This window comes from Brenneria sp. L3-3C-1 (assembly GCF_016456245.1).
Classification (GTDB): domain Bacteria; phylum Pseudomonadota; class Gammaproteobacteria; order Enterobacterales; family Enterobacteriaceae; genus Brenneria.
This window is the reverse complement of record NZ_JAEMHF010000004.1, coordinates 107,477-131,340: the sequence shown is the minus strand read 5'-3', so window position 1 is coordinate 131,340 and position 23,864 is coordinate 107,477. Positions and strand designations below refer to the sequence as shown.

Here is a 23,864-nt window from a genome sequence, read left to right as displayed (position 1 = left end):
CAACGAAGAGCGCTATGCCAATCAGCCTGATCCAACCCGAACGTACCCTGTTCTCGTACCCGCGTTACTGGGCCGAATGTTACGGTACTGCGCCGTTTTTGCCGATGTCGCGGGCAGAGATGGATCAACTGGGGTGGGACAGTTGTGATGTGATCGTGGTGACCGGTGATGCATACGTCGATCATCCGAGCTTTGGCATGGCGATTATCGGACGGATGCTGGAAGCGCAGGGCTTTCGCGTCGGCATTATCGCGCAGCCGGACTGGACGTCGAAAAACGATTTTATGCGCCTCGGCAAGCCGAATCTGTTTTTTGGCGTCACCGCCGGAAATATGGATTCGATGATTAACCGTTATACGGCGGATCGAAAATTACGCCATGACGATGCGTATACGCCGGGTAATCTCGCGGGAAAGCGGCCGGATCGGGCAACGTTGGCGTACAGCCAGCGCTGCAAAGAAGCCTATCGCGATGTCCCGGTGCTCCTTGGCGGTATCGAAGCCAGCCTGCGGCGCATCGCCCACTATGATTACTGGTCGGATACCGTGCGGCGCTCGGTGCTGGTGGACGCCAAGGCGGATATGCTGGTCTACGGCAACGGCGAGCGCCCGCTGGTGGAGATTGCGCACCGCCTGGCGGCAGGCGAATCGATAAGCGATATTCAGGATGTGCGCAATACCGCCGTGATGCGTAAAACGGCGCTGACCGGCTGGACGGGCGTTGACTCAACCCGCCTCGACAAGCCTGGCCGCATTGAACCGATCGTCAATCCTTATGGCGAAGATTTGCCCTGTTCCGCAGGAGAATGCCTCGCGCCGGATGCGGCGCAGCCGATCGCCGTGCGGGCGGCAAAACCCAAGCCGTGGGAAAAAACCTATGTGTTGTTGCCGTCTTTCGAAAAAGTGAAAGCCGATAAAGTCATGTACGCCCATGCGTCGCGGATATTGCACCACGAAACCAATCCAGGCTGCGCCAGAGCCTTGATGCAAAAGCATGGCGACCGCTACGTCTGGATCAATCCGCCGGCGATCCCGCTCTCGACCGAGGAAATGGATGCGGTATTTGCGCTGCCGTTTCAGCGTGTCCCGCATCCTGCCTACGGCAATGCGGCGATCCCGGCCTACGATATGATCCGTTTTTCGGTCAACATCATGCGCGGCTGTTATGGCGGCTGTTCATTCTGTTCGATTACCGAGCATGAAGGGCGGATCATTCAGAGCCGCTCTGAGGCGTCGATTGTGAAAGAGATCGAAGAGATCCGCGATCGCGTGCCGGGATTCACCGGCGTTATTTCCGATTTAGGCGGCCCGACGGCCAACATGTACATGTTGCGCTGTCAGTCGCCGCGCGCCGAGCAGAGTTGCCGCCGGGCGTCCTGTGTGTACCCGGAAATCTGTGCGCACATGGATACCAATCATGAGCCGACCATCAAACTGTATCGGCGCACCCGCAGCCTGAAAGGCATCAAAAAAATCCTTATCGCTTCCGGCGTGCGTTACGATCTGGCGGTTGAAGATCCGCGTTATATCAAGGAACTGGCCGAGCATCATGTGGGGGGATATCTTAAGATCGCGCCTGAACACACGGAATCCGGGCCGCTGTCAAAAATGATGAAGCCCGGTATGGGCAGCTATCATCGCTTCAAACAGCTTTTTGACGACTATTCAAAACAGGCGGGAAAACAGCAGTACCTGATCCCCTACTTTATTTCCGCGCACCCGGGCACTCGGGATGAGGATATGGTCAATCTGGCGCTGTGGCTGAAAGAGCATCGTTTCAGACTGGATCAGGTGCAAAATTTTTATCCTTCTCCGCTGGCGAATGCCACCACCATGTATTACAGCGGCAAGAACCCGCTTGGCAAAGTGGATTACAAAAGCGAGGATGTGGTGGTGCCGCGGGGCGAGCGTCAGCGCCGTCTGCATAAAGCGCTGCTTCGCTATCATGATCCGGCGAACTGGCCGCTGATCCGCGATGCGCTGATCGCAATGGGCAAGAAACGGCTGATTGGAAATCGCCCCGACTGTCTGGTTCCCGCCGCGGCGCCGGGGGAACGCGCCGCGGCGCGCGGCGGGAAGGACGGCGCATCTACTCGCCCCGCGCGAACGCGTTTTACCACGCCGGCCGCAGCCCGTAAATCATCCGGTAAAAAGCCGTCGTAGGATCGGCTGTCCGTATCGTTTCGACCGCGTTCATCGGCATCGGTCGGTAAAGTCGCTCGTCCCTGTTATCCTTGCCCTTACCGGGAACTAAAACGATGCCGCTACGGTCAAGATAAGGCTGTCGTACCCGGCGGCGACCGGCAGGATATTGTCGAAAGTTGATGAGCCGTTTTGGCAGGAGAACCGATGGAGACCGAATACGCGCTTGATGCCATCTCCCGTTATTTGAAGAAGCTGCACGTACTGACATTATGCGTAAGCGATAATTCGGATTTATGGTGTGCGAGTTGCTTCTATACTTACGACGAACAGCAGGTGGCTTTTTATCTGATGACGGAGCCGCACACCCGTCATGGCGAGCTGATGCGCCGGCAGCCGCAGGTTGCCGGGACGGTCAGCGGTCAGCCGAAAAGCGTCATGCGGATTAAGGGCGTACAGTTCCGGGCGCAGGCCGATCGGTTGCAAGGGGAAGACGAGCAGCAGGCGCGGGCGCGTTATAACGCACGGTTTCCGATCGCCCGCGCGGCAAAGACGCCGATATGGCGCTTACGGATAACCGAACTGAAAATGACGGACAACACGCTGGGATTCGGCAAGAAACGTCACTGGCAGCGAACTGATCATGACGTGGCGATGTTAAAAGACAGATAACCAAAGGAGAATGTATGAGCCGGGTATTGCTGTTAGGGGCGACGGGTCTGGTAGGAAATGAACTGTTGCAACTTTTAAAGGCCAATCACCGGGTTGAAACGATTTACGCGCCTACTCGTAAGCCGTTGCCTCCTTCTGAAAAAGTGGTGAATCCCCATAACGCCGATCTTTCAGTGGCGCTTTCCCAGTTGATTTCTCCTATTGATATCGCTTTTTGCTGCCTGGGTTCCACGCTGAAGGCCGCGGGAAGTAAGCCGGCGTTCCGCTATGTGGATTACACGCTGGTGGTGGAGGGCGCCAAAACGGCGCTGGCGCTGGGAGCGAAACATCTGCTGGTGGTCAGTTCACTCAGCGCCAATGCGGCTTCTCCTTTCTTTTATCCACGGGTCAAGGGCGAGATGGAGAAGTCGTTGCGTCAGCAAGGGTGGCAACATCTGACGCTGGCGCGGCCATCAATGCTGTTGGGTGAACGGGTCGACAGCCGCCCTCTGGAGAGCCTGACGGCGCCGATATTCCGCTTTTTTCCGGCGCAATGGCGGGCAATAGACGGGAAAACCGTGGCGCAAGCACTACTGAATCAGGCCTTTTCGCCTGAGCCTAAAGCCAAGGTGACGGTGTTGGAGTCCGACCAGCTACGCGCGCTGGGCAAGCGGCAACCGCTGCATTAACCAGGCCGTTTTCTGGTTGCCGCGGTTGCGGAAAAGCGGCGTCAGCGCAGGTAATGAATAACCTGGTTGCTGCTACCCCGCCAGATTAGCGCAGGGTCTTTCAGATCCTGCACAAACTTGCCGTCAACCAGGACGTTGATCAGATCCACAACCTGCCGTTGTTCCGCCGTCAGCTCCGCCAGTACATAACCCGTCCACACCCAGATGTCCTTACCGGGGCACTCCGCCCGTATCCGCTTCACCAGTTGCAGAATCTCAGGCACGTTCTGCGGGTGGAGCGGATCGCCGCCGGATAGCGTAATCCCCTGCCGGGGAATCGTCGTATCCTGAAGATCATTGATGATGCGATCCTGCAATTCCTGGGTAAACGGCTGGCCGGAATTAAGCCGCCAGGTGCTTTTGTTATAGCAACCGGCGCATTGGTGCACACACCCGGAAACAAACAGGGTGCAGCGTGTCCCGGGGCCGTTGACCACATCAACGGGATAATACTGGTGGTAATTCATGTGCGTAAAAGCCGCGTTTGATGAAAATAAGGCCGCGATTTTTGCGGCCTGAGAATATCAACCCAGTTGCCCATTACCTAAGTGTTTGATTCGGCGCTTGACCTCTTCCTGCTTACCGGCGTTAAACGGACGGGCGTCCGGGCTGCCGAGATAACCGCAAACGCGACGGGTGACGGATACGCGGGCCGAATTGTGATTGCCGCATTTCGGGCAGGTAAAGCCCTTGCTGGTGCATTCGAATTCACCGGTGAAGCCGCACTCGTAGCACTCGTCTATCGGCGTGTTGGTGCCGTAGTACGGTACGCGGGTATAGCTGTAATCCCAGACGTCTTCCAGCGCTTTCAGGTTATGTTGCAGGTTCGGGTACTCGCCGTAGCAAATGAAACCGCCGTTCGCCAGCGGCGGATAGGGGGATTCAAAGTCGATCTTCTGGTAGGGATTGACCTTCTTCTCCACATCCAGATGGAAGCTGTTGGTGTAATAGCCTTTATCGGTCACGCCCGGAACCACGCCGAATTCCGCCGTGTCTAAACGGCAGAAGCGGTCGCACAGGTTTTCGCTCGGCGTACTGTACAGGCTGAAGCCGTAGCCGGTTTCTTTTTTCCACCGATCGGTGGCGGCTTTCAGATGCGCGACGATCGCCACGGCTTTTTCGCGCAGCATGTCGTTATCAAAAACATGAACCTCGTTGCCGAACAGGGCATTGATGGTTTCATGCAGGCCGATGTAGCCCAGCGAAATGGAGGCGCGTCCGTTCTTGAAGATGTCCGCGACGCTATCGTCCGCTTTTAGGCGCACGCCGCAGGCGCCTTCCATATACAGAATCGGCGCCACGCGCGCTTTTACGTTCTCCAGTCTGGCGATTCGCGTCATCAACGCTTTTTTCGACAGCGCCAGACGCTGGTCAAGCAACGTCCAGAAGCGAACTTCATCACCGTTGGCTTCCAGTGCGATACGCGGCAGATTAAGGCTGATCACGCCCAGATTGTTGCGCCCGTCGTGAATTTGCTTGCCGTCTTCCTCGTAAATTCCCAGGAAGCTGCGGCAGCCCATCGGAGTTTTAAACGACCCGGTGACGTTAACGACCTGATCGTAGTTGAGAATATCGGGATACATGCGCTTGCTGGCGCATTCCAGCGCCAACTGCTTGATGTCGTAATTCGGATCGCCGGCCTTGTGGTTCAGGCCGTCGCGAATGGCAAACACCAGCTTGGGGAAAACGGCGGTTTTGTGGTTTTTGCCCAGCCCGGCAATACGGTTACGCAGAATAGATTCCTGAATCAGCCGGGATTCCCAACTGGTGCCCAGCCCAAAACCGAACGTGACGAACGGCGTCTGGCCGTTGGCGGTATGCAGCGTATTGACTTCGTATTCCAGCGACTGGAAGGCGTCGTAGCACTCTTTTTCCGTACGGGTACGGGCGTAGCTATCGGCGTCGGGAATATGCCATTCTTTGGCCACCGCCTTGTGCTTTTCATGACTGGCGGCCACAAACGGCGCCAGAATTTCATCGATGCGATTAATGGTTGTGCCGCCATAAATGTGGCTGGCGACCTGCGCGATAATCTGAGCGGTGACGGCGGTGGCGGTCGAGATGGATTTTGGCGGTTCGATTTCCGCGTTCCCCATCTTGAATCCTTTGGTCAACATGCCGTCCAGATCGATCAGCATACAGTTGAACATCGGGAAGAACGGAGAGTAATCGAGATCGTGATAGTGAATTTCGCCGCGCTCGTGAGCGAGCACGACATCGCGCGGTAAAATGTACTGCTTGGCATAGTGCTTGGCGACAATCCCCGCCAGCAGATCGCGCTGGGTGGGGATCACTTTACTGTCTTTGTTGGCGTTTTCGTTCAGCAGCGCCATGTTGCTCTGTTCAACCAGACCGCGGATTTCCTGATTGAGACGGCCCTGACGTTCACGCGCCACATCGCGATCATGACGATATTCAATATAGGTACGGGCCAACTGTTTGTAGTTGCCGGACATCAGCAGGTTTTCCACCGCGTCCTGGATTTCGCGAATATCCACGCGCGATTTACCCTGCATTTGTTGAGCGACCGCACAGGCTACGGTTGCGCAGTAATCCGCATCGTCGATGCCCGCCGCCTGTGCCGCGCGCTCGACCGCCTCTTTGATGCGTACTTCATCAAAAGGTACCTGGCAACCATCCCGTTTAATCACTACTGGTTTCACGTTCTGTTCCTCTGTCAGGTTATCCACAAGCGAAAACCACAGCGCACAAGGGCTGCGGGGGCTGTGGATGATATTGTGGATAAACACTATATATAGGTGATGTTTATAGGATAGGCACTATATATTGAATTTGCATAGGGGTGTTCGCACTTTTATTGCTGTAAAATTGACGTAGAGCAAAGAAAATCAAATGTCGTAGAGAATTCGTACTTGTACAAAATATGACCAAAAACCAACCGCCGTCAGCGAAGGCTTGGCGGACGCGGCATTACAATGGATTACCGTTATTTAGCTATCAAGGCATCTAGACATCCAGATGTGTTTTAAGTAAGGTGAACGCACTTTTTATTGATTCGGCAGGGGAATGACCATGGCGGAAAGCATTCTGATTCTGGACGGGGGAATGGGGCGTGAACTGGCGCGTGTCGGGGCGCCTTTTCGTCAGCCGGAGTGGTCGGCGTTGGCGCTGATGGAATCGCCGCAACATGTTCGGCAAGTGCATGACAGCTTTATCGCGGCGGGCGCGCAGGTCATTACCACCAACAGTTACGCCGTCGTTCCTTTTCATATCGGCGATGACGTCTTCTCGGCGCGTGGCCGGGAGCTGGCGGCGTTGGCCGGGAAGCTGGCCCGGGACGCGGCGGATGCCGCCGGCGGCAGCGTACGGGTGGCGGGCTCGCTGCCGCCGGTTTTGGGATCCTATCGCCCCGATCTGTTTGACGCCGAGGCCGCGGCGCCGATTCTGCGGGTATTGATTGAGGCGCTCAGCCCATATGTGGATGTGTGGCTGGCGGAAACGCAGGGCTCGCTGGCTGAAGTCGCGCTGGTGCGCGAGCTGCTGTCTGACGACACGCGCGAGCTGTGGTTCTCTTTCACGCTGGAAGATGACGTCGACCAACAGGGCCATGCCCATTTGCGATCCGGCGAAACCGTCACCGCCGCGGCTGAAACCGCGATCCGGCTCGGCGCGAGTAGCCTGCTGTTCAACTGTAGCCGTCCCGAAGTGATGGCGCCGGCGGTGAAACAGGCCAAATCCGTTCTCCTCCAGCGTCAGTCCGCCATTAATATTGGCGTGTATGCCAACGCCTTTGAACCTGAAGATAATCAGCGCGGCGCCAATGAAGGCTTGAGCCGCCTGAGAAGCGATACCCACCCGGAAGGCTACCTGCAACTGGCCCGGGAGTGGGCGGCGCAGGGCGCAACGATGGTGGGGGGCTGTTGCGGCATTGGCCCGGAGCATATCGCCCGTCTGGCGCAATCGTTGCCGCGTCAGGCATAAAAGACACGCTTTCCGTTTATTTTCGCTAACGATAATAACCATATCATTCCACCAGGATGGAATAACCAAGGGAATATAACATCATGAATCGCCGTCATTTTATCAAGGGAGCCTGCGCGGTTTCCGTCGCGGCCGCAACCGCGGGCTGGCCGTTGGGCTATGCCTGGGGGGCGCAAGCCAATGAGACGCCGCAGAAAGGCGGGCACCTGATTGTGGGCGTGGACAACGCTTCCAGCACCGACCGTCTCGATCCCGCGTTCTGGTTTGAAACCTACATGTATTTTGTCGGCTCGCAGTTGTTCAACAATCTGGTTGAACTGGATGAAAAAGGCGAACTGATCCCCTCGCTGGCGGAGTCCTGGGAGAGCGCGGAAGGCGGCCGTACCTGGATTTTGAAAATCCGTTCCGGCGTAACTTTCCACGATGGTCGCCCGTTGACGGCGAAAGATGTGATTTACTCCCTGAACCACCATCGCGGCGAAAAATCCAGCTCGGCGGTAAAAGGCTATCTGGACCCGGTCACCTCGCTGGAAGCGACGGCGACACATGAAGTCACCCTTCGCCTTAACGAACCGAATGTCGAATTTATCGCGCTGCTGAGCGATGTGCACTTCGCCATCACGCCGGAAAACGAATCCTTTGATAAAGGGATCGGCACCGGCGCGTTTATTCTGGAAAGCTTCCAGCCGGGCGTGCGTACGCTTGTGAAGCGCAACCCGACTCACTGGAACAGCGAACGCGGGCACGTCGATTCGGTGGAGACGCTGGCGATGAACGATTCCACCGCGCGCGTGGCGGCGCTGGTCAGCGGTTCCGCCCATATCATCAACCGCGTGAACCCGCGCATTGTCAGCCGCATTGAAAAGATGCCGAATCTGCAATTGCTGCGCTCGCGCGATGCGTTTATTTTCACTTTCCCCGGGTTGGGCAACGTCGCGCCGTTCACCTCGCTGGATGGACGTCTGGCGCTGAAGTACGCCATCGATCGTCAGCAGATCGTCGATACCGTGCTGGGCGGTTACGCCAGCGTGGCGAACGATAACCCCGTCTTCCCGTCGAATCGCTATTTCGCCAAAGACATTCCACAGCGTCCCTACGACGCGGAAAAGGCCAAGTATCACTGGCAGAAAGCCGGATTCAACGGCCCGCTGGTGCTGTCCGTCGCCGATGCCGGTTTCCCCGGCGCGGTGGATGCCGGTCAGCTCTATCAGGCTTCCGCCCAGCGCGCCGGCATTCCGCTGACGGTGGAACGCGTACCGGACGATGCCTTCTGGGATAACGTGTGGATGAAAAAACCGTTCGTTTCTTCCAACTGGTCGATGCGCCCAACGGCCGATGCGCTGCTGTCGCTGGTGTTTACCAGTCAGGCGCCGTGGAATGAATCGTTCTGGCATGAGCCGGCTTTTGACCAACTGGTGCAGTCTGCGCGCGGCGAACAGAATGAAGACACGCGCCGTCAGATTTACCACGATATTCAACTGATGTTGGTGGAACAGGGCAGCGAGATTATCCCGCTGTATGCCGATGCGTTGGATGCGTGCAGCACCAAAGTCAAAGGCCTGAATGCCATCCCCGGCTTCCCGCTGAGCGGCAATCGCGCCGCGGAGAAAGTGTGGCTGGCAAGCTGAATACAGGTAATGTGATGTTAGGTAACGGCTGGTTTTTTAGCGCGCGATCCCCACTGCTGATGATGATTATGCGTCGTCTGCTGGTGGGCGTGGCGATGATTGCCGTGGTGTCGGTGCTGATTTTTGCCGGCATTCAATTACTGCCGGGCAACCCGGCGGCGGCTATTCTGGGGCAGTCCGCCACGCCGGAAGCGGTGCAGGCGCTGAACCTGCAACTGGGGCTAGACCAACCGGCCCTATCCCGTTATCTCTCCTGGCTGGGCGGGATAGTACAGGGGGATTTCGGGCAGAGCTTCACCAGCCGCCAGAATATCGCTCCGGTGCTGCTCGCGCGTCTTGAAAATACGCTGTTTCTGGCCGGCGTCACCGCCGCGGTGGCGGTGCCGCTGGCCTTGCTGATGGGATTCCTTTCCGTGCGCTATCAGGGGAGTTGGCTCGATCAACTGATAAGCCTGTTTACCCGTACGGCGGTGGCGCTGCCGGAGTTCTTCTCCGGCTATCTTCTGATCCTGATTTTCTCCATTACCCTGTTCTGGCTGCCCAGCAACAGCAGCGTGAGCGACGGAATGCCGTTATCAGCGCGACTGAGCGCGATAGCCTTGCCCTGTATCACGCTGGTGCTGGCGGTGCTGGGACATATGAGCAATATGACCCGCGCGGCGCTGATCAACGCGCAGAACGCCGCCTATGTCGATACCGCCTTGCTGAAAGGCATTTCGCCTTCCGCTATCTTGCTGCGTCATGTGCTGCCGAATGCCTGGGGGCCGATTATCAACGTTATCGTGCTGAACCTGGCTTACCTGATGGTCGGCGTGGTGATCGTGGAGAACGTTTTCGTTTATGCCGGGCTGGGGCAGTATATGGTCGACAGCATCAGCAAACGCGATATGCCGGTGATCCAGGGCTGTGCGCTGGTGCTGGCGGCGATTTATATCTTGTTGAACCTGGTTGCGGATGTGGTGGCGCTGATCGCCAATCCCCGTCTGCGTCATGCCCGCTGATCCCCTGAACAGAGTAAGCCATGCGAGAGAATGCACTATGCTGAGAAAAAGGGCGCCGACTGAATGCCTGTAATAAAACCTTCCGTACTGCTCGGCCTGCTGGGGCTGGGCGGGTTTATTTTCGTGGCGCTGCTGGCGCCGTGGATTGCTCCTTATCCGGCTGAACAGGTGATCGGCGGCGCCTGGCTGGGGCCGACGGATAGCGCCCTGCTGGGGACGGACAATCTGGGCAGGGATCTGTTCTCGCGCCTGATCTGGGGGACGCGTACCTCGCTGGCGGTCACCGCGCTGGCGGCGTTGCTGGCCTTCTTGCTTGGCACGCTGCTGGGGTTTTTGGCCGGCGTATGCGGCGGCTGGGCGGATCAGTTGATTTCGCGGGTGAATGACGTGCTGATGGCGATCCCGACGCTGATTCTGGCGCTGGTGGTGCTGGCGATGTTGCCGAAGAGCACGTTGACCATCATTCTGGTGCTCGGGGGGCTTGAAGCCACGCGGGTATTGCGGGTGGCCCGCGCGCTGGCGGTAGATATCGCCGCCCAGGAATTTATTGAGGTGGCGCGGATGCGCGGCGAATCCATGCGCTGGATCCTGTGGCGGGAAATCTTGCCGAACGCATTGACCACGCTGGTGGCCGAGTTTGCCATGCGCTTTATCTTCATCCTGCTGTTTCTTTCCGCGCTGTCGTTTCTCGGCATGGGCATCCAGCCGCCGACGGCGGACTGGGGCGGATTGGCGCGCGACAATAAAGACGGCATCCTGTTTGGCGTCTGGGCGGCGCTGGTGCCGGGGGCGGCCATCGCCCTGCTGGCGGTGTCGCTGAACGCGGTGGCCGACTGGCTGCTGAGCCGTAACGAACGCAACTGGCGCGGAGGCCGGCATGGCTGATTTATTGCGCGTTGAACAACTGCGCGTGGCGGCCGGCGATCAGACGCTGGTACAGGACATCTCTTTCAGCCTGAAAAAAGGCGAAGTGCTGGGGCTGATTGGCGAATCCGGCGCCGGGAAATCCACCATCGGCCAGGCTATTCTCGGCCATTGCCGTCATGGCATGCGGATTCAGCACGGGAAGATCTGGTTTCACAATACCGATCTGGCGGCGCTCCCGGCGCGGCAACTGCGTAAAATACGCGGCAGGCGCATTGCCTACGTGGCGCAGTCGGCCAGCGCGGCGTTTAATCCGGCGCAAACCATCGGCGAACAGGTGATTGAAGCCGCGGTACGCCATCGAGTGCTGTCTCGCCGGCAGGCCACCGAACGGGCGCTGACGCTGTTCGAGCAGCTTTCCCTGCCGCAACCGGCGCTGTTTTTCAAACGTTATCCGCATCAGGTATCCGGCGGCCAGCTTCAGCGGGCGATGATAGCGATGGCGATGTGCGCCGGCCCTGAGCTGATTATCTTTGATGAACCGACCACGGCGCTGGACGTCACCACGCAACTGGGGGTGCTGAAGGCGATCGACGACATTATTCGTTTAACCGGCGTCGCCGCGCTGTATATCAGTCACGATCTGGCGGTGGTGGCCCAGCTCAGCAACCGTATTATGGTGTTGCGTCACGGCCGTCAGGTTGAAACGGGCGAAACGGCGCAACTGCTGGCCCAGCCCAAAGAAGCCTATACCCGGCAACTGTTGCAGGTGAGAGGCGAGCGCAAGCAGCCTCAGCCGCCGCTGAACACGGCGCTGCTGGATATCCGTTCGGTCAGTGTTCACTACGATCGGCAACGCGTGCTGGATTCGGTTTCCCTGCAACTAAGCCGCGGACGGACGCTGGCGGTGATCGGCGAATCGGGTTCGGGGAAATCGACGTTGGGCCGGGCGGTGTGCGGGTTGCTCGCTCCGAGCGACGGCGACATTTCGTTGGCGGGCGAACCTCTGCCTGCGAGACTGGCGAAGCGTACCCGGCGGCAGTTGCAATCGATACAGATGATTCATCAGCATCCGGATACGGCGCTGAACCCTCGCTTGACGGTGGGCGTGCAGATTGAACGCGCCATCGCCTGCCTGACGGATTTACCCGCGGCCTTGCGGCGCGCGCGCGTTGGTGAGTTGCTGCATCAGGTGGGGTTGCCGGCGACGGTTGCCGAACGCTATCCGGCATCGCTTTCCGGTGGTCAGAAGCAACGCGTCTGCATTGCCCGGGCGCTGGCGGCTTCGCCGGCGGTGATCGTCTGTGACGAACCGACCTCCGCGTTGGATCCGCTGGTGGCGCGCGATGTACTGGCGCTATTGGCCAGGATTCAGCAGGAGACCGGGGTCTCTTATCTGTTTATCACTCACGATCTGCATGTGGTTCGTGAAGTGGCGGACAGCGTGGCGGTCCTGAGAAACGGGCGGATTATTCGTCAGGGCGCGGCTGACGACGCGTTATCGCCGCCGCTGGATGATTACACGCAGCGGCTGCTGAATGCCGTACCGGAAATGCGCTGCGGCTGGCTACAGCAGGCGATGGCCGCTGCCGATTGACGGCTATTGGGTTATCTCAGGGAAGGGCGGCAACTGCCGAAAGGTATGCAGCAATCCTTCCGCCCACGCCTTACGGATGGTGGTGAAATAGGCGTTATGCTCGGTGATGCGCTGTTGTTCGCTGACGTCGAAACTGTTATTGCGATAAATCATCACATCCAGCGGCAGCCCGACGGACAGGTTGCTGCGCAGGGTGGAGTCAATAGAGATCAACGCACAGCACATGGCCTGTTCCAGCGGCGTATCCATGCTTAGCACGCGGTCGATAATCGGTTTGCCGTATTTGCTTTCGCCGATTTGGAAATAAGGCGTATCGCGGGTGGCTTCGATAAAGTTGCCTTCGGGATAAATATGGAACAACCGCGGTTCTTCATCACCAATCTGACCGCCCAGCAGCAGATTGCAGCCGAAGTTGGTATTGCTGCCGCTCTGCTGGGATTGGCTATCGCGGTGGATCACTTCACGCACGGTTTCTCCCAGCAAGGTGGCGGCGTCATACAGGGAATCGACCTGCATCAGATTCGGCGTGTGCTGCGCCTCGATGCGGGCGCTGAGTAGGCTGATGATACTCTGGGTGGTAGCCAGATTGCCGGCGCATTGGAGCACCAGCACGCGCTCACCGTCATGATGAAAAACATGCAGTTTTTTGAACGTTGCAATGTGATCGACGCCGGCATTGGTGCGGGAATCGGAAGCGAATACCAAACCGTCGGACAGACGCATGGCCACACAGTACGTCATAGAGTACCTTTTGGTTAAAAATTTACTGTTGCTGCTGTACCTGCTGTTGCTGTTCAAACAGGCGGACTTCAGCCTCTGAAAACATCTCTTCACACCCGCCGCCGAGCCGCGTGCCGCGTACCGGGCAGGCATCCAGATAATCCATGCCTACGGCCAGCCACAGGTGTTGATGGAGCTGCCGGGTGTTATTGGTAATATCAAATCCCTGCCAGCGCTCGTTCAGCCAGATTTCGGCCCAGGCGTGCATGGCCACATGCTGGGTATCCTGACTATACACGTAACCGCTTACGTAGCGGGCCGGAATATTCAGGCTGCGGCAGCAGGCCAGGAAGACATGGGTATGATCCTGACAAACGCCTTTCTGCATGGCGAAAGCCTCCGCCGCGGTATCCTGAACCTGCGTGGCGCCGGGAGTATACGGCATTTTCAACTGTAATTCCGCCATCAGCGTGTTCAGACTTTCCTCCGGCGCATCGGGCCGGTAATAGCGCTTTGCAAACGCACGAATGCTGCCGTCGGCTTCGGTCAGCGGCGTGGTGCGCAGAAACACCAGCGGCGAGAGCGTATCCTCCATGCTGGTCTGGTAGGACTCTTCTGCATTATCGGCGATTTCCACCACGCCTTGAGCGTGAATGGTGATGTCGTGATGCGGAACATCGAGGGTCAGCACGTGCAGGACATTACCGTAAGCATCGGTGGTGGCGACGGCTGAAGCGGGCAGCGTCAGGCGCCACTCGCGGATCTGCTGGCGGGCTGAGTTCTGCGGCGTCAAACGCAGGTACTGGGTGCTGAATTTCACCTCTTCATCATAGTGATAATGCGTCAGGTGATTAATGGTCAGTTTCATAGCGCCTCCAGATAGGTATGGCGGATGCTGTCAGCCAGTTCATTGATTTTACTAATGAAGTGATTCAAATAAGTATCCAGACCTTCGGCGATGATGTCGTCAAGCGAACTGAAGCGCAGTTCGACGTGCAGAAGATGGGCAAGACGGTGGGGAACCTTGGCCCGCTGACTGCCGATCGCCTCCAACTGCTGCACCAGATCGCCGATACAGGCGTGCAGCGAACGCGGCACATCCTCACGCAACACCAGTAATTCGGTGACGGTTTCACGGCTGATCGGCTGGCGATAGATGCTGTGATAGGCTTCCCGGGCGCTGACGGCCCGCAGCAGCGTATCCAGCCGGTAGTATTCCCGTACCGGATCGGGATCGCTGTTCAACTGCTGATCTTTCAGGCTGAGCAACTGGGCGGTGGCGTAGGCGCGTTCGATCAGGGTGCCAAGCCGAATAAAGCACTGGGCGTCGTTACGCAGCAGGGTGCCGAATATCGCGCCCCGAAACAGGTGGGCCCGCTCTTTCACCCAGTCAAAGAACGCATCAATGCCGATTTTATCCACCCCCTGATGGCGCAGATTGCGGATATCGATGCGGGTGGTGTTGATACATTCCCATACTTCCGAGGACAGGCTGCCGCGCACGGCATGGGCATTGTTCCAGGCCATTTCAATACAGTTGTAGATACTGCTGGGGTTCTGGCTGTCCAGCGCAAAAAAGTTCAGCAGGTTATCCATGGAGAAACGGGCGTAACGATGCTGAAACAGCTCATGCGTATGGGTCAGGTTCAGCGGTAGCGCCAGATCGCGCTGCTGCTGACTGTGACGCGGCATCATGGAGAGTTTGTAGGTCACGTCCAGCACGCGGGCGAGGCCTTCCGCCCGCTCCAGATAGCGGGCCATCCAATACAGTTCACTGGCTGTGCGGCTTAACATGATTCGTCCTCCTCCATGACCCAGGTATCTTTGGTGCCGCCGCCCTGTGAAGAGTTGACCACCAAGGAGCCTTCCGTAAGCGCCACACGGGTTAAACCGCCGGGGATCAGCCGGATCTCCTCTCCCGAAAGGGCGAATGGGCGCAGGTCAATGTGACGGGGAGCCAGTCCGTCCTCGACGAAAGTAGGGCAGGTGGACAGCGCCAGCGTTTCCTGGGCGATGTAATTGTGCGGGTTAGCCAACAGCCGCAGGCGGAAATCCTCAATCTGCTGGCGTGTCGCCCGCGGGCCGACCAACATGCCGTAGCCGCCGGCGCCGTGAACCTCTTTCACCACCATGCTGTCCAGATTGTCGAGCACATAGCTCAATGCTTTGGGATCGCGGCACTGCCAGGTGGGGATGTTGCCCAGAATCGGTTCTTCGGACAGGTAAAAACGGATCATGTCCGGCACGTAAGGATAGATGGACTTGTCATCCGCCACGCCGGTGCCGATCGCGTTGGCCAGCACTACGCCGCCGGCGCGATACACCGACAGCAGACCCGGCACGCCGAGCATGGAATCGGCGCGGAAGGCCAGCGGATCGAGGAACGCGTCATCCACGCGGCGATAAATCACGTCCACCTGGCAAGGGCCTTCGGTGGTGCGCATATAGACGGCCCCCTCTTTGACGAACAGATCGGCGCTTTCCACCAGCTCAACGCCCATCTGCTGCGCCAGAAAGCTGTGTTCAAAATAGGCGCTGTTGAAGCGTCCCGGCGTCAATACCACCACGGTAGGGTCGTCCACCAGCGTGCTTTCGCGCAGCGTTTGCAGCAGGTAGCTGGGGTAGCGTTCGACGGGGGCGATATGTTGGCTGGCGAACAGATCCGGGTACAAGCGCATCATCATCTTGCGATTTTCCAGCATATAGGAGACGCCGGACGGGGTGCGCAGATTGTCTTCCAGCACGTAATAATTGCCGTCGCTGTTGCGCACCATATCGATACCGGTGATATGGGCGTAAATATTGTTGTGTAAATCCACGCCCTGCATACAGGGTTGGTATTGATCGTTCGCCAGCACCTGTTCGTGGGGAATAATGCCGGCTTTGAGAATATGCTGCTGATGATAGATATCGTAGAGAAACGCATTCAGCGCCTGTACCCGCTGGCGGATGCCGAGATCGAGCTGACGCCATTCATGGGCGGGAATAATCCGCGGTACGCTGTCGAAAGGAATTAAACGCTCGGTGCCGCCTTCTTCGCCGTAGACGTTAAAGGTGATGCCGACGCGGTGAAACAGCAGTTCAGCCTGCTCCTTTTTCTGTCTGATGGCCTGCTGGTCGGTTTGTTGCAACCATTGCCAATAGGAATTGTAGTGCTGGCGTTGCCTGCCTTCTACGGAGAGCATCTCATCGTAGTAAGACGGTGTCGGAAGCGTCATTTTTATCATGGTCATCCCCTGCATCACGCTTAATAGCGATAATAGTGCAATGCATAAAATGCGCCATTTCAGCGAAACGTGTCGCCATCATTATTTAGCCAACGATTTCGCACTCTATTGGGGCGGCCGTTGACGTGCCTGCACCGCGGCGGTTCGCTTCAGGGTGTGAGGCGGAGAGCGAGACAATAAAAAAGACGCAACCATCATGGTGCGTCTTTTTACATTTATGACCAATGACAGGGCTTAGCGACGAACGGCGATCGCTTCAATTTCGATTTTCACGTCTTTTGGCAGACGAGCGACTTCAACGCAGGAGCGCGCCGGGAAAGGCGCATCGTGTTCGGTAAAGAAAGCTTCATAGGCCGCATTGACGGTGGAAAAATCATTCAGATCCTTAACGAACACCGTGGTTTTGACGATATCGGAAACCTTCAGACCGGCGGCTTCGACAATCGCCTTGACGTTAGTCAGCGACTGGCGCGTCTGTGCCGTAATGTCGTCGGCGACCAGGCCGCTTTTCGGGTTAACCGGAATTTGACCGGAAGTGATGATCATGCTGCCGAGATCGACGCCTTGTACATAGGGGCCGATGGCGGCGGGAGCCTGTTCGGTGCTGATGGTGCGTGACATGGTATCTCCTGATTGGGACGTAAAAGGAACGCGAGTGCTGCCATTATTCAAAAAAGCCCTGCCTCAGGCAATGTCTGCGAGCGGGGCAATCGAAGAAAGCGCGGCAGCGATGCTTAGCGATCCTGCAAGACAGCCTGACGCTCGAACTCTTTTTCGCAGTATTTACATTTCAGATGGACGTCGCCTTCACGCTGTTTGACCCTGAACGAAGACGACACCGGTTCGCTGCGGCTGATGCAATTGCTGTTCGGACAGGTTAAGACATCGTCGATATGATCGGGCAGCGTCGGCGCCAGTTTGCGCACCACATCGTAATCATCGATCTGATTAACGGTGGCCTGCGGCGCATACATCGCCAGTTGATTGGCCTGTTGCTCGGTCAGGAAGACGTTCTCAATCTTGATCAGATCCTTGCGGCCCAGTTGGTTTGAAGGCAGGTTCAGACCGATGGTGATGCGCTGGTCGGTTGCGGTCAGCTTGAATAACGTCAGCAGCTTAAAACCCACCTGTGCGGGAATATGGTCGATAACCGTGCCACGCTTGATGGCTTCCACCTGTAATTTATTATCGTGAGTCATGACTCTTCCTCTCTCTCACAGAACCAGTTCGCGATTCAGTACCAGCGCCAGCAAAGCCTGACGCGCGTAGATGCCATTTCCCGCCTGTTGGAAATAGTAAGCGTAGGGCGTTTTATCCACATCGATGGTGATTTCGTCGACGCGCGGCAGGGGATGCAGCACTTTCAGGTTGGCGCGCGCATCGTTCAGGTCGGCGGCCCGCAGCACGAACTGAGACTTGATGTTGATGTATTCCGACGGATCCAGACGCTCTTTCTGCACCCGCGTCATATACAGAATATCCAGCTCGGAGACCACTTCCTCAATGCTGTTGTGCAGGCTGTAGGGAATATTTTTTTCTTCCAGCATGGTCAGAATGTAGTCCGGCATCGCCAGTGCGTCCGGGGCGATAAAGTAAAAGCGGTTGCCGTCGAATTTCGCCAGCGCCTGCGTCAGCGAATGCACGGTGCGCCCATATTTCAGGTCGCCCACCATGGCGATATTGATGTTGCTCAGGCGTCCCTGGGTTTCCTGAATGGTAAACAGATCGAGCAGCGTTTGCGACGGGTGCTGGTTGGCGCCATCGCCGGCGTTCAGTACCGGAATGCCGCCGGAAAATTCCGCGGCCAGACGGGATGCCCCTTCCTGCGGGTGCCGCATGACGATCGCATCCACATACTGGCTGATAACCGAGATGGTGTCGGCCAGCGTTTCGCCTTTTTTGCCCAACGAGGTGTTACTGCTGTCGGCGAAGCCCACCACCGAGGCGCCCAGACGATGTATCGCGGTTTCAAAGGATAAGCGCGTACGCGTCGATGCTTCGAAAAAACAGCTGGCAATCACTTTGTGCTTTAACAGCTCAGGCTGCGGGTTGGCTTTCAGGCTGGCGGCAACCTGCAATGCCAGTTCCAACTCCCCTCGGCTGAGGTCGTTAATTGAAATGATGTGTTTTTGATAAAGCGGATTGACCATTTTTGTTTTTCTCCTTACGGTTAGGCCGGAAAACAGATATCGCGTCTGACGTGCCCTGGATAACAGGCAAAAAAAAGCCCCTCACTGAGGGGCCTTTATGAATGATCGGTCAAGCAACGGAAAGGAAAACGCTGGCTGGCTACCGGATGGCAGCTGTGGTTGATAACCAACAATCGCAGCGATTTTTTTTATGCAGCAGTGCATGATCCCTCCCGGCAAATTGTCGGGAATTATACGCGCCGATGAGGCTAATTCAAGCGAAAAACGTGATTTTTTACGCATGGCAATCGGTTGCGGATGAATATCTCCCACGGCAGGAAATGCAGGTCACCGACGGCAAAATAAAAGTATGAAATTCAGGTCACCTTTTCAGAATAACGTGCTGGCGGGTATGCTGTTCAGCGCGTATAACATGGGTAAAAATTCAGTTTATAAAACGCGGTTTTATTTTAAAACGGGAAAAAATTATGATCACAGGCAATATCCATCACCTTGAGTTGGTTCCTTATCTGCCGGCAAAACTGCGCGACGCCATCGAGCACGTTAAGCGGCATATTACGGCCCAGACGCCGCTGGGTAAGCATGATATCGACGGTGATAACGCATTTGTGCTGCTCTCCAATGACAGTACCGATCTGTTTGAAAATCGCCGCGCCGAGTATCACGCCAAATATCTGGATATCCAGATTATTCTGTCGGGCGTGGAAGGGATGACGTTCAGCAACCTGCCGGCCGGCAAGCCGGACGTTGACTGGCTGGCGGATAAAGACATCGCTTTTTTGCCGTGCGGGGAACAGGAAAAACAGATTGTGATGCGGGAAGGCGACTTTGTGGTCTTCTATCCGGGCGAGGTGCATAAGCCGTTATGTGCGGTAGGGGAGCCTGCGCACGTGCGTAAAGCGGTGGTGAAGATTGACGCATCGCTGGTGCGGTGATCGGCGTTGCGCCACCCCGGCCCTTCGCCGGGGTGGCGCAGATCGCTAATCCTGGCTTAACGTCGCCACCATTACCGCTTTAATGGTGTGCATCCGGTTTTCCGCCTGATCGAAGACGATGCTGTGCGCGGATTCAAACACCTCATCCGTGACTTCCATGCCGCCGTGCAGTCCGTACTGCTCCGCCATCTGTTTGCCGAGCGTGGTCTGATCGTCATGGAACGCCGGCAGGCAGTGCAGGAACTTCACCTGCGGGTTGCCGGTTGCGGCGATCATCGCCATATTGACCTGATAGGGCTTCAGCAGCGTAATTCGTTGCCGCCAGGTTTCTTTGGGTTCGCCCATCGACACCCAGACGTCGGTGTAGATGAAATCGACGTCCGCCACGCCGGCGGCAATATCTTCCGTCAGCGTAATGGCGCCGCCGGTTTGTTTGGCGGCCGCCTGACATCCCTCGACCAATCCCTCTTCCGGCCAGCAGGCTTTAGGGGCAATCAGACGTAAATCCAGCCCGGTCAGCGCCGCCGCTTCCAGCATGGTGTTGCCCATGTTGTTGCGGGCGTCGCCCACATAGGCCAGTTTCATCGCCGACAGCGGCTTGGCCGGCAAATGTTCCTGCATGGTCAGTAAATCGGCCAGCAACTGTGTCGGATGGCATTCATCCGTCAGCCCGTTCCAGACAGGGACGCCCGCATAGCGCGCCAGCGTTTCAACGATTTGCTGACCGTAGCCGCGATACTGGATACCGTCGTACATTCTGCCCAGCACCCGCGCGGTATCCTTGATGGATTCCTTGTGTCCGATTTGACTGCCGCTGGGCGCCAGATAGGTCACCTGTGCCCCCTGATCGTATGCAGCAACTTCGAAAGAGCAACGAGTGCGGGTCGAATCTTTTTCGAAGATGAGTGCGATGTTTTTACCTTGCAGGCGGCGGATTTCAGCGCCGCTTTTTTTATCGGCTTTGAGTTTCGTTGACAGAGCTAAAAGATCGGCAATTTCTACTGGCGTAAAATCCATTAATCTTAAAAAATGACGCTTATAAAACGGTTTCATGAGGCATATCTCCATGCAGCTCAACACCAATGGTTGAATTAAAATTCACTTTATATGTGTAATTATTCAAATTCAAGTGTCGGCGGCAAACTTTATGGTGGAGACCGCCGCAGGGCTGTGGGACAATGACGAAATACTACGCCGATTAATGAGGACTGAGGCATGGCAAACCGCGAATTGCTGGAAGAACAACGTGAAGAGACACGCCTGATCATCGAAGAACTGTTGGATGACGGCAGCGATCCCGATGCGCTCTATACCATTGAGCACCATTTCTCAGCCGAAAAGTTTGAGGTGCTGGAAAAGGTCGCCGTGGAAGCGTTCAAATTAGGCTATGAAGTGACCGATGCGGAAGAGCTTGAAGTGGAAGACGGCGTTTTGCTGATGTGCTGCGATGCCATCAGCGAAGTGGCGTTGAACGCGGAATTGATCGATGCTCAGGTCGAACAGCTGTTGACGCTGGCCGAACGCCACGGCGTGAACTATGACGGCTGGGGCACCTACTTTGAAGATCCCGATGGCGAAGACGGAGAAGAAGGAAACGACGAAGATTTTTATGACGAAGACGATGATGGAAAACGCCATTAATCGTTAAGCCCGGCCTCATTTAAAGCCGCGGCGGCGAAAGTTTCCGCGGCTTCCTCTCTCTTATCTGACGGTTGCCGGCTTACAACTGCTTAAGCATGGTCACTTCACAATCGGTATGCCCGGTATTGCCCATGGCATGGGGAATATGCTCAAACCCTAATGATCGGTACAGCCGGATGGCGCTGGTTAAGTGGCCGGTGGTTTCCAGATAGCAGCGGCGAAATCCCCGCTGGCGGGCAAAATCCAGCGCCAGTAAGGCAAGCTTTCTGGCCAGGCCTTTGCCGCGCAGCACGGGTAAAAAATACATTTTTTGTAATTCGCAAACATCCTCATCGCCTGCCGCCAGCGGCGCGATACCTCCGCCGCCAACCACTTCACCCTGATATTCAATCACCCAGTAGGCGCTATTCGGGCGATTATAAAGCTCAAACAGGCTATCCAGATCAGGATCGGATACCGTGTAGCCCTTGTCCGCCGTCAAACCGAATTCAGCGGAAACGCAGCGGATAACACCGGCGATAGCGGCGTTGTCTTGTGCTGTGATCGGGCGCATCCGAAGGGTGACAGGCATTGCGGTCATCATGATATTCGCTCTTTTTTTTACGGTATTGGCTAATCAAATAGGTTCCAGGCTGATTGTAATACCATTTCACACAGTAATGAAATTCAGTCTCTGGAATGGCCGGATCGGCGGAATAGCGATCCCGATCGACGGCAAGACTGAACAGCGACGCGCCATCCATTTCGAATAAGACAGTTCCCATTTCCTGACGCAGGTTAGCGATGTGAAAATGTAACCAATTATTTATCACTCCCGGTGAGAGCATGATGACAAGGATCGTTTATTTTTATTTTTTATATATAAAAATCAATTTATTAAATAAATATCATTTTATCGGGTCTCATTTTTTACGTCAGTTACTGTTCACGATCCCTTTACCTTTCTTTGCAGTCGGCGCCGATGCGGCGACGCCCGTCGATCCGCAACGGATCGATAACCAACAGATTAATCAGCAGCAGATCAACCAGCAGGAACGGCAACGGGCGCAGGAGCGTCAACTGGCGCCGTCGGCGCCGGATGTGCGTTTACAGCCTCCCGGCCGCTTTCTCACCCGCCTGCATTTTCCGGTCGAAATGACGCCCTGTTTTCCGATTAAAAAAGTCGAGCTGCAAGGTACGGAGGATTTCCCCGGCTGGCTGCCCTTGCAGCGGTTGGCCGATCAGGCGGTAAATCAGTGTCTGGGCGGTAAAGGGATCAACCTGCTGATGAGCGCTTTGCAGAACAGGCTGGTCGATCATGGCTACGTGACGGCGCGGGTGTTGGCGCCGGCACAGGATCTGAAAAGCGGCACGCTGAAGCTGGTGGTGATGGCCGGTAAAGTCGGCAACATCACGCTGTCGCCGGACAGCGACGGTTATATCCAACTCTACAGCGCATTGCCCGCGCGCGAAGGCAAGCTGCTGGATTTGCGCGATATCGAACAGGGGCTGGAAAATCTGCAACGCGTGCCGACCGCACAGGCCGATATGCAGCTGATCCCCGGGGGACAGCCGGGGGAAAGCGACGTCGTGGTCAGTTATAAGCAGGATCGCCACTGGCGGCTGGGGGCTTCCCTGGATGATTCCGGCACCAAAAGCACCGGCCGTTATCAGGGCGGCCTGACGCTATTCCTCGATAATCCTTTTTCTCTCAGCGATACGTTTTACCTCTACGGCAGCCGCGATCTGCAAGGGCGCGGCGGCAAGGGCAGTAAAAGCTACGTCGCGCACTACTCGGTTCCTTTCGGCTACTGGCAGGCGGGCGTGACGGCCAGCGGGTATGACTATCACCAGACTGTCGCCGGGTTGAACGAAAACTATGTCTACAGCGGGGAGAGTGAAAGTCTCAACTTCCAGCTCAGCCGCGTCCTGCACCGCAGCGGCAGCCAGAAAACCTCCATCAGCTACGACGTGATGACCCGTGAATCACGCAACTTCATCAATGATACGGAAGTGGAAGTGCAGAAGCGTAAAACTTCCGCCTGGCGTCTGGGTTTGCAGCATCGTCACTATATTTCGCAGGCGACGCTGGATGCGGCGGTCAGCTATCAGCGCGGCACCCGGTGGTTTGGTGCGCAGCCAGCGCCGGAAGAAGAGCGCGGGGAAGGCACCGGGTTAGCCAAAATCGTGCAGTTTTACACGGAACTGGATGTCCCATTCGCGATGTTTGATGAGGCTTTCCGCTACAACGTCCAATACCAGCGTCAGCTAGCCAGCACGCGTCTGACGCCGCAGGATCAGTTTTCCATCGGCAACCGTTGGACGGTTCGCGGTTTTGACGGCGAGCTGACGCTTAGCGCCGACGAGGGCTGGCTGGTGCGCAATGAGCTGGCCTGGCGCACGCCGCTTCAGAATCAGGAACTGTATCTGGGGGTGGATTACGGCGAGATCGGCGACAACAGCACGGAAATGTTGCAGGGCCGTCATCTGGCGGGCGGGGTAATCGGGGTGCGCGGCAATGCGTTTAAAACCGGTTATGACCTGTTCGCCGGTATCCCGCTTTCCAAGCCCGACGGCTTCGATACCAGCCCGGTAGTGCTGGGTTTCAATCTGAATTGGCAGTACTGACGTGTTTGTTGAGAAACTTCTTTCTGTGAATG

23 protein-coding genes are annotated in these 23,864 nt (G+C 56.7%); 11 read left to right on the top strand and 12 right to left on the bottom strand.

The window, feature by feature from the left end; translation table 11 throughout:
- The first annotated feature begins 14 nt into the window (after positions 1 to 14).
- From JG725_RS11085 to JG725_RS11075, 3 genes are all read left to right on the top strand, one after another.
- Positions 15 to 2,162 (top strand): YgiQ family radical SAM protein, encoded by a 2,148-nt coding sequence (locus JG725_RS11085; protein ID WP_199378019.1) that lies wholly within the window; start codon positions 15 to 17, stop codon positions 2,160 to 2,162.
- A gap of 186 nt (positions 2,163 to 2,348) precedes the next feature.
- Complete coding sequence (locus JG725_RS11080; RefSeq protein ID WP_199378017.1) at positions 2,349 to 2,813, top strand: YhbP family protein; 465 nt, start codon at positions 2,349 to 2,351, stop codon at positions 2,811 to 2,813.
- 14 nt (positions 2,814 to 2,827) lie between these two features.
- The gene (locus JG725_RS11075) at positions 2,828 to 3,481 is read left to right on the top strand and encodes an NAD(P)H-binding protein (protein WP_199378015.1); all 654 of its coding nucleotides are present in this window, start codon (positions 2,828 to 2,830) and stop codon (positions 3,479 to 3,481) included.
- A gap of 41 nt (positions 3,482 to 3,522) precedes the next feature.
- On the opposite strand, the gene nrdG is transcribed toward JG725_RS11075, so the two are convergent.
- The gene (nrdG, locus tag JG725_RS11070) at positions 3,523 to 3,987 is read right to left on the bottom strand and encodes an anaerobic ribonucleoside-triphosphate reductase-activating protein (RefSeq protein WP_172290288.1); all 465 of its coding nucleotides are present in this window, start codon (positions 3,985 to 3,987) and stop codon (positions 3,523 to 3,525) included.
- A gap of 57 nt (positions 3,988 to 4,044) precedes the next feature.
- Positions 4,045 to 6,183, bottom strand: coding sequence for an anaerobic ribonucleoside-triphosphate reductase (nrdD, locus tag JG725_RS11065; RefSeq protein WP_199378013.1), 2,139 nt, complete (start codon positions 6,181 to 6,183; stop codon positions 4,045 to 4,047).
- A gap of 370 nt (positions 6,184 to 6,553) precedes the next feature.
- Between nrdD and JG725_RS11060 the strand changes: the two genes are divergently transcribed.
- From JG725_RS11060 to JG725_RS11040, 5 genes are all read left to right on the top strand, one after another.
- Positions 6,554 to 7,462, top strand: coding sequence for a homocysteine S-methyltransferase family protein (locus JG725_RS11060; protein WP_199378011.1), 909 nt, complete (start codon positions 6,554 to 6,556; stop codon positions 7,460 to 7,462).
- A gap of 83 nt (positions 7,463 to 7,545) precedes the next feature.
- The gene (locus JG725_RS11055) at positions 7,546 to 9,090 is read left to right on the top strand and encodes an ABC transporter substrate-binding protein (protein ID WP_199378009.1); all 1,545 of its coding nucleotides are present in this window, start codon (positions 7,546 to 7,548) and stop codon (positions 9,088 to 9,090) included.
- Positions 9,091 to 9,104: 14 nt separating this feature from the next.
- Positions 9,105 to 10,091 carry an ABC transporter permease gene (locus JG725_RS11050; protein ID WP_172290428.1) on the top strand — a complete coding sequence of 329 codons (987 nt, stop codon included), beginning with the start codon at positions 9,105 to 9,107 and terminating at the stop codon, positions 10,089 to 10,091.
- A gap of 63 nt (positions 10,092 to 10,154) precedes the next feature.
- Entirely contained in the window at positions 10,155 to 10,976 is an 822-nt protein-coding gene (locus tag JG725_RS11045; protein WP_172290284.1) for an ABC transporter permease, read from the top strand.
- The gene (locus tag JG725_RS11040; protein WP_199378007.1) at positions 10,969 to 12,552 is read left to right on the top strand and encodes an ABC transporter ATP-binding protein; all 1,584 of its coding nucleotides are present in this window, start codon (positions 10,969 to 10,971) and stop codon (positions 12,550 to 12,552) included. The genes JG725_RS11045 and JG725_RS11040 overlap by 8 nt, the downstream gene beginning before the upstream one ends.
- Positions 12,553 to 12,555: 3 nt before the next feature.
- Here JG725_RS11040 and JG725_RS11035 read toward each other — a convergent pair whose 3' ends face one another.
- The 7 genes from JG725_RS11035 to pyrB form a co-directional block, all read right to left on the bottom strand.
- Positions 12,556 to 13,293, bottom strand: coding sequence for a proteasome-type protease (locus tag JG725_RS11035; protein ID WP_199378005.1), 738 nt, complete (start codon positions 13,291 to 13,293; stop codon positions 12,556 to 12,558).
- Positions 13,294 to 13,315: 22 nt separating this feature from the next.
- A complete protein-coding gene (locus JG725_RS11030; RefSeq protein ID WP_172290281.1) occupies positions 13,316 to 14,140 on the bottom strand; it encodes a transglutaminase family protein in 825 nt (274 codons plus the stop codon).
- Positions 14,137 to 15,066, bottom strand: coding sequence for an alpha-E domain-containing protein (locus JG725_RS11025; protein ID WP_172290280.1), 930 nt, complete (start codon positions 15,064 to 15,066; stop codon positions 14,137 to 14,139). Before JG725_RS11025 ends, JG725_RS11030 begins: the two co-directional genes overlap by 4 nt.
- Positions 15,060 to 16,499: a circularly permuted type 2 ATP-grasp protein gene (locus JG725_RS11020; protein WP_172290279.1), complete on the bottom strand. Its 1,440-nt coding sequence runs from the start codon at positions 16,497 to 16,499 to the stop codon at positions 15,060 to 15,062. Before JG725_RS11020 ends, JG725_RS11025 begins: the two co-directional genes overlap by 7 nt.
- Before the next feature lie 234 nt (positions 16,500 to 16,733).
- Entirely contained in the window at positions 16,734 to 17,120 is a 387-nt protein-coding gene (ridA, locus tag JG725_RS11015) for a 2-iminobutanoate/2-iminopropanoate deaminase (protein WP_172290278.1), read from the bottom strand.
- A 113-nt stretch (positions 17,121 to 17,233) separates the two neighbouring features.
- Positions 17,234 to 17,698: an aspartate carbamoyltransferase regulatory subunit gene (gene pyrI / locus JG725_RS11010; protein WP_172290277.1), complete on the bottom strand. Its 465-nt coding sequence runs from the start codon at positions 17,696 to 17,698 to the stop codon at positions 17,234 to 17,236.
- Positions 17,699 to 17,713: 15 nt separating this feature from the next.
- Entirely contained in the window at positions 17,714 to 18,649 is a 936-nt protein-coding gene (gene pyrB, locus JG725_RS11005; RefSeq protein ID WP_172290276.1) for an aspartate carbamoyltransferase, read from the bottom strand.
- Positions 18,650 to 19,116: 467 nt separating this feature from the next.
- Here pyrB and JG725_RS11000 point away from each other — a divergent pair, with 467 nt between their 5' ends.
- On the top strand, positions 19,117 to 19,584 hold the full coding sequence (locus JG725_RS11000) for a YhcH/YjgK/YiaL family protein (RefSeq protein ID WP_172290275.1): 468 nt from the start codon (positions 19,117 to 19,119) through the stop codon (positions 19,582 to 19,584).
- Between the two features lie 45 nt (positions 19,585 to 19,629).
- On the opposite strand, the gene argF is transcribed toward JG725_RS11000, so the two are convergent.
- Positions 19,630 to 20,637, bottom strand: coding sequence for an ornithine carbamoyltransferase (gene argF / locus JG725_RS10995; RefSeq protein WP_172290274.1), 1,008 nt, complete (start codon positions 20,635 to 20,637; stop codon positions 19,630 to 19,632).
- A 162-nt stretch (positions 20,638 to 20,799) separates the two neighbouring features.
- Between argF and rraB the strand changes: the two genes are divergently transcribed.
- A complete protein-coding gene (gene rraB / locus JG725_RS10990) occupies positions 20,800 to 21,225 on the top strand; it encodes a ribonuclease E inhibitor RraB (protein WP_172290273.1) in 426 nt (141 codons plus the stop codon).
- A gap of 79 nt (positions 21,226 to 21,304) precedes the next feature.
- Here rraB and JG725_RS10985 read toward each other — a convergent pair whose 3' ends face one another.
- Both JG725_RS10985 and JG725_RS10980 read right to left on the bottom strand, forming a co-directional pair.
- The gene (locus JG725_RS10985) at positions 21,305 to 21,808 is read right to left on the bottom strand and encodes a GNAT family N-acetyltransferase (RefSeq protein ID WP_172290272.1); all 504 of its coding nucleotides are present in this window, start codon (positions 21,806 to 21,808) and stop codon (positions 21,305 to 21,307) included.
- Positions 21,714 to 21,989, bottom strand: coding sequence for a hypothetical protein (locus JG725_RS10980; protein WP_199378114.1), 276 nt, complete (start codon positions 21,987 to 21,989; stop codon positions 21,714 to 21,716). Before JG725_RS10980 ends, JG725_RS10985 begins: the two co-directional genes overlap by 95 nt.
- 64 nt (positions 21,990 to 22,053) lie before the next feature.
- Here JG725_RS10980 and JG725_RS10975 point away from each other — a divergent pair, with 64 nt between their 5' ends.
- Entirely contained in the window at positions 22,054 to 23,832 is a 1,779-nt protein-coding gene (locus JG725_RS10975) for a ShlB/FhaC/HecB family hemolysin secretion/activation protein (protein ID WP_199378106.1), read from the top strand.
- Positions 23,833 to 23,864 lie beyond the last annotated feature (32 nt).

Coding starts and splice junctions, on each gene's coding strand:
- JG725_RS11080 (WP_199378017.1), top strand. CDS start 2,349: ATGGAGACCGAATACGCGCTTGATGCCATCTCCCGTTATTTGAAGAAG.
- JG725_RS11030 (WP_172290281.1), bottom strand. CDS start 14,140: ATGAAACTGACCATTAATCACCTGACGCATTATCACTATGATGAAGAG.
- JG725_RS11035 (WP_199378005.1), bottom strand. CDS start 13,293: ATGACGTACTGTGTGGCCATGCGTCTGTCCGACGGTTTGGTATTCGCT.
- JG725_RS11060 (WP_199378011.1), top strand. CDS start 6,554: ATGGCGGAAAGCATTCTGATTCTGGACGGGGGAATGGGGCGTGAACTG.
- JG725_RS10980 (WP_199378114.1), bottom strand. CDS start 21,989: ATGGGAACTGTCTTATTCGAAATGGATGGCGCGTCGCTGTTCAGTCTT.
- rraB (WP_172290273.1), top strand. CDS start 20,800: ATGGCAAACCGCGAATTGCTGGAAGAACAACGTGAAGAGACACGCCTG.
- nrdG (WP_172290288.1), bottom strand. CDS start 3,987: ATGAATTACCACCAGTATTATCCCGTTGATGTGGTCAACGGCCCCGGG.
- JG725_RS11050 (WP_172290428.1), top strand. CDS start 9,105: ATGTTAGGTAACGGCTGGTTTTTTAGCGCGCGATCCCCACTGCTGATG.
- JG725_RS11040 (WP_199378007.1), top strand. CDS start 10,969: ATGGCTGATTTATTGCGCGTTGAACAACTGCGCGTGGCGGCCGGCGAT.
- JG725_RS10985 (WP_172290272.1), bottom strand. CDS start 21,808: ATGATGACCGCAATGCCTGTCACCCTTCGGATGCGCCCGATCACAGCA.
- pyrB (WP_172290276.1), bottom strand. CDS start 18,649: ATGGTCAATCCGCTTTATCAAAAACACATCATTTCAATTAACGACCTC.
- JG725_RS11075 (WP_199378015.1), top strand. CDS start 2,828: ATGAGCCGGGTATTGCTGTTAGGGGCGACGGGTCTGGTAGGAAATGAA.
- pyrI (WP_172290277.1), bottom strand. CDS start 17,698: ATGACTCACGATAATAAATTACAGGTGGAAGCCATCAAGCGTGGCACG.
- JG725_RS10975 (WP_199378106.1), top strand. CDS start 22,054: ATGACAAGGATCGTTTATTTTTATTTTTTATATATAAAAATCAATTTA.
- JG725_RS11045 (WP_172290284.1), top strand. CDS start 10,155: ATGCCTGTAATAAAACCTTCCGTACTGCTCGGCCTGCTGGGGCTGGGC.
- JG725_RS11000 (WP_172290275.1), top strand. CDS start 19,117: ATGATCACAGGCAATATCCATCACCTTGAGTTGGTTCCTTATCTGCCG.
- JG725_RS11020 (WP_172290279.1), bottom strand. CDS start 16,499: ATGATAAAAATGACGCTTCCGACACCGTCTTACTACGATGAGATGCTC.
- ridA (WP_172290278.1), bottom strand. CDS start 17,120: ATGTCACGCACCATCAGCACCGAACAGGCTCCCGCCGCCATCGGCCCC.
- JG725_RS11085 (WP_199378019.1), top strand. CDS start 15: ATGCCAATCAGCCTGATCCAACCCGAACGTACCCTGTTCTCGTACCCG.
- JG725_RS11025 (WP_172290280.1), bottom strand. CDS start 15,066: ATGTTAAGCCGCACAGCCAGTGAACTGTATTGGATGGCCCGCTATCTG.
- JG725_RS11055 (WP_199378009.1), top strand. CDS start 7,546: ATGAATCGCCGTCATTTTATCAAGGGAGCCTGCGCGGTTTCCGTCGCG.
- argF (WP_172290274.1), bottom strand. CDS start 20,637: ATGAAACCGTTTTATAAGCGTCATTTTTTAAGATTAATGGATTTTACG.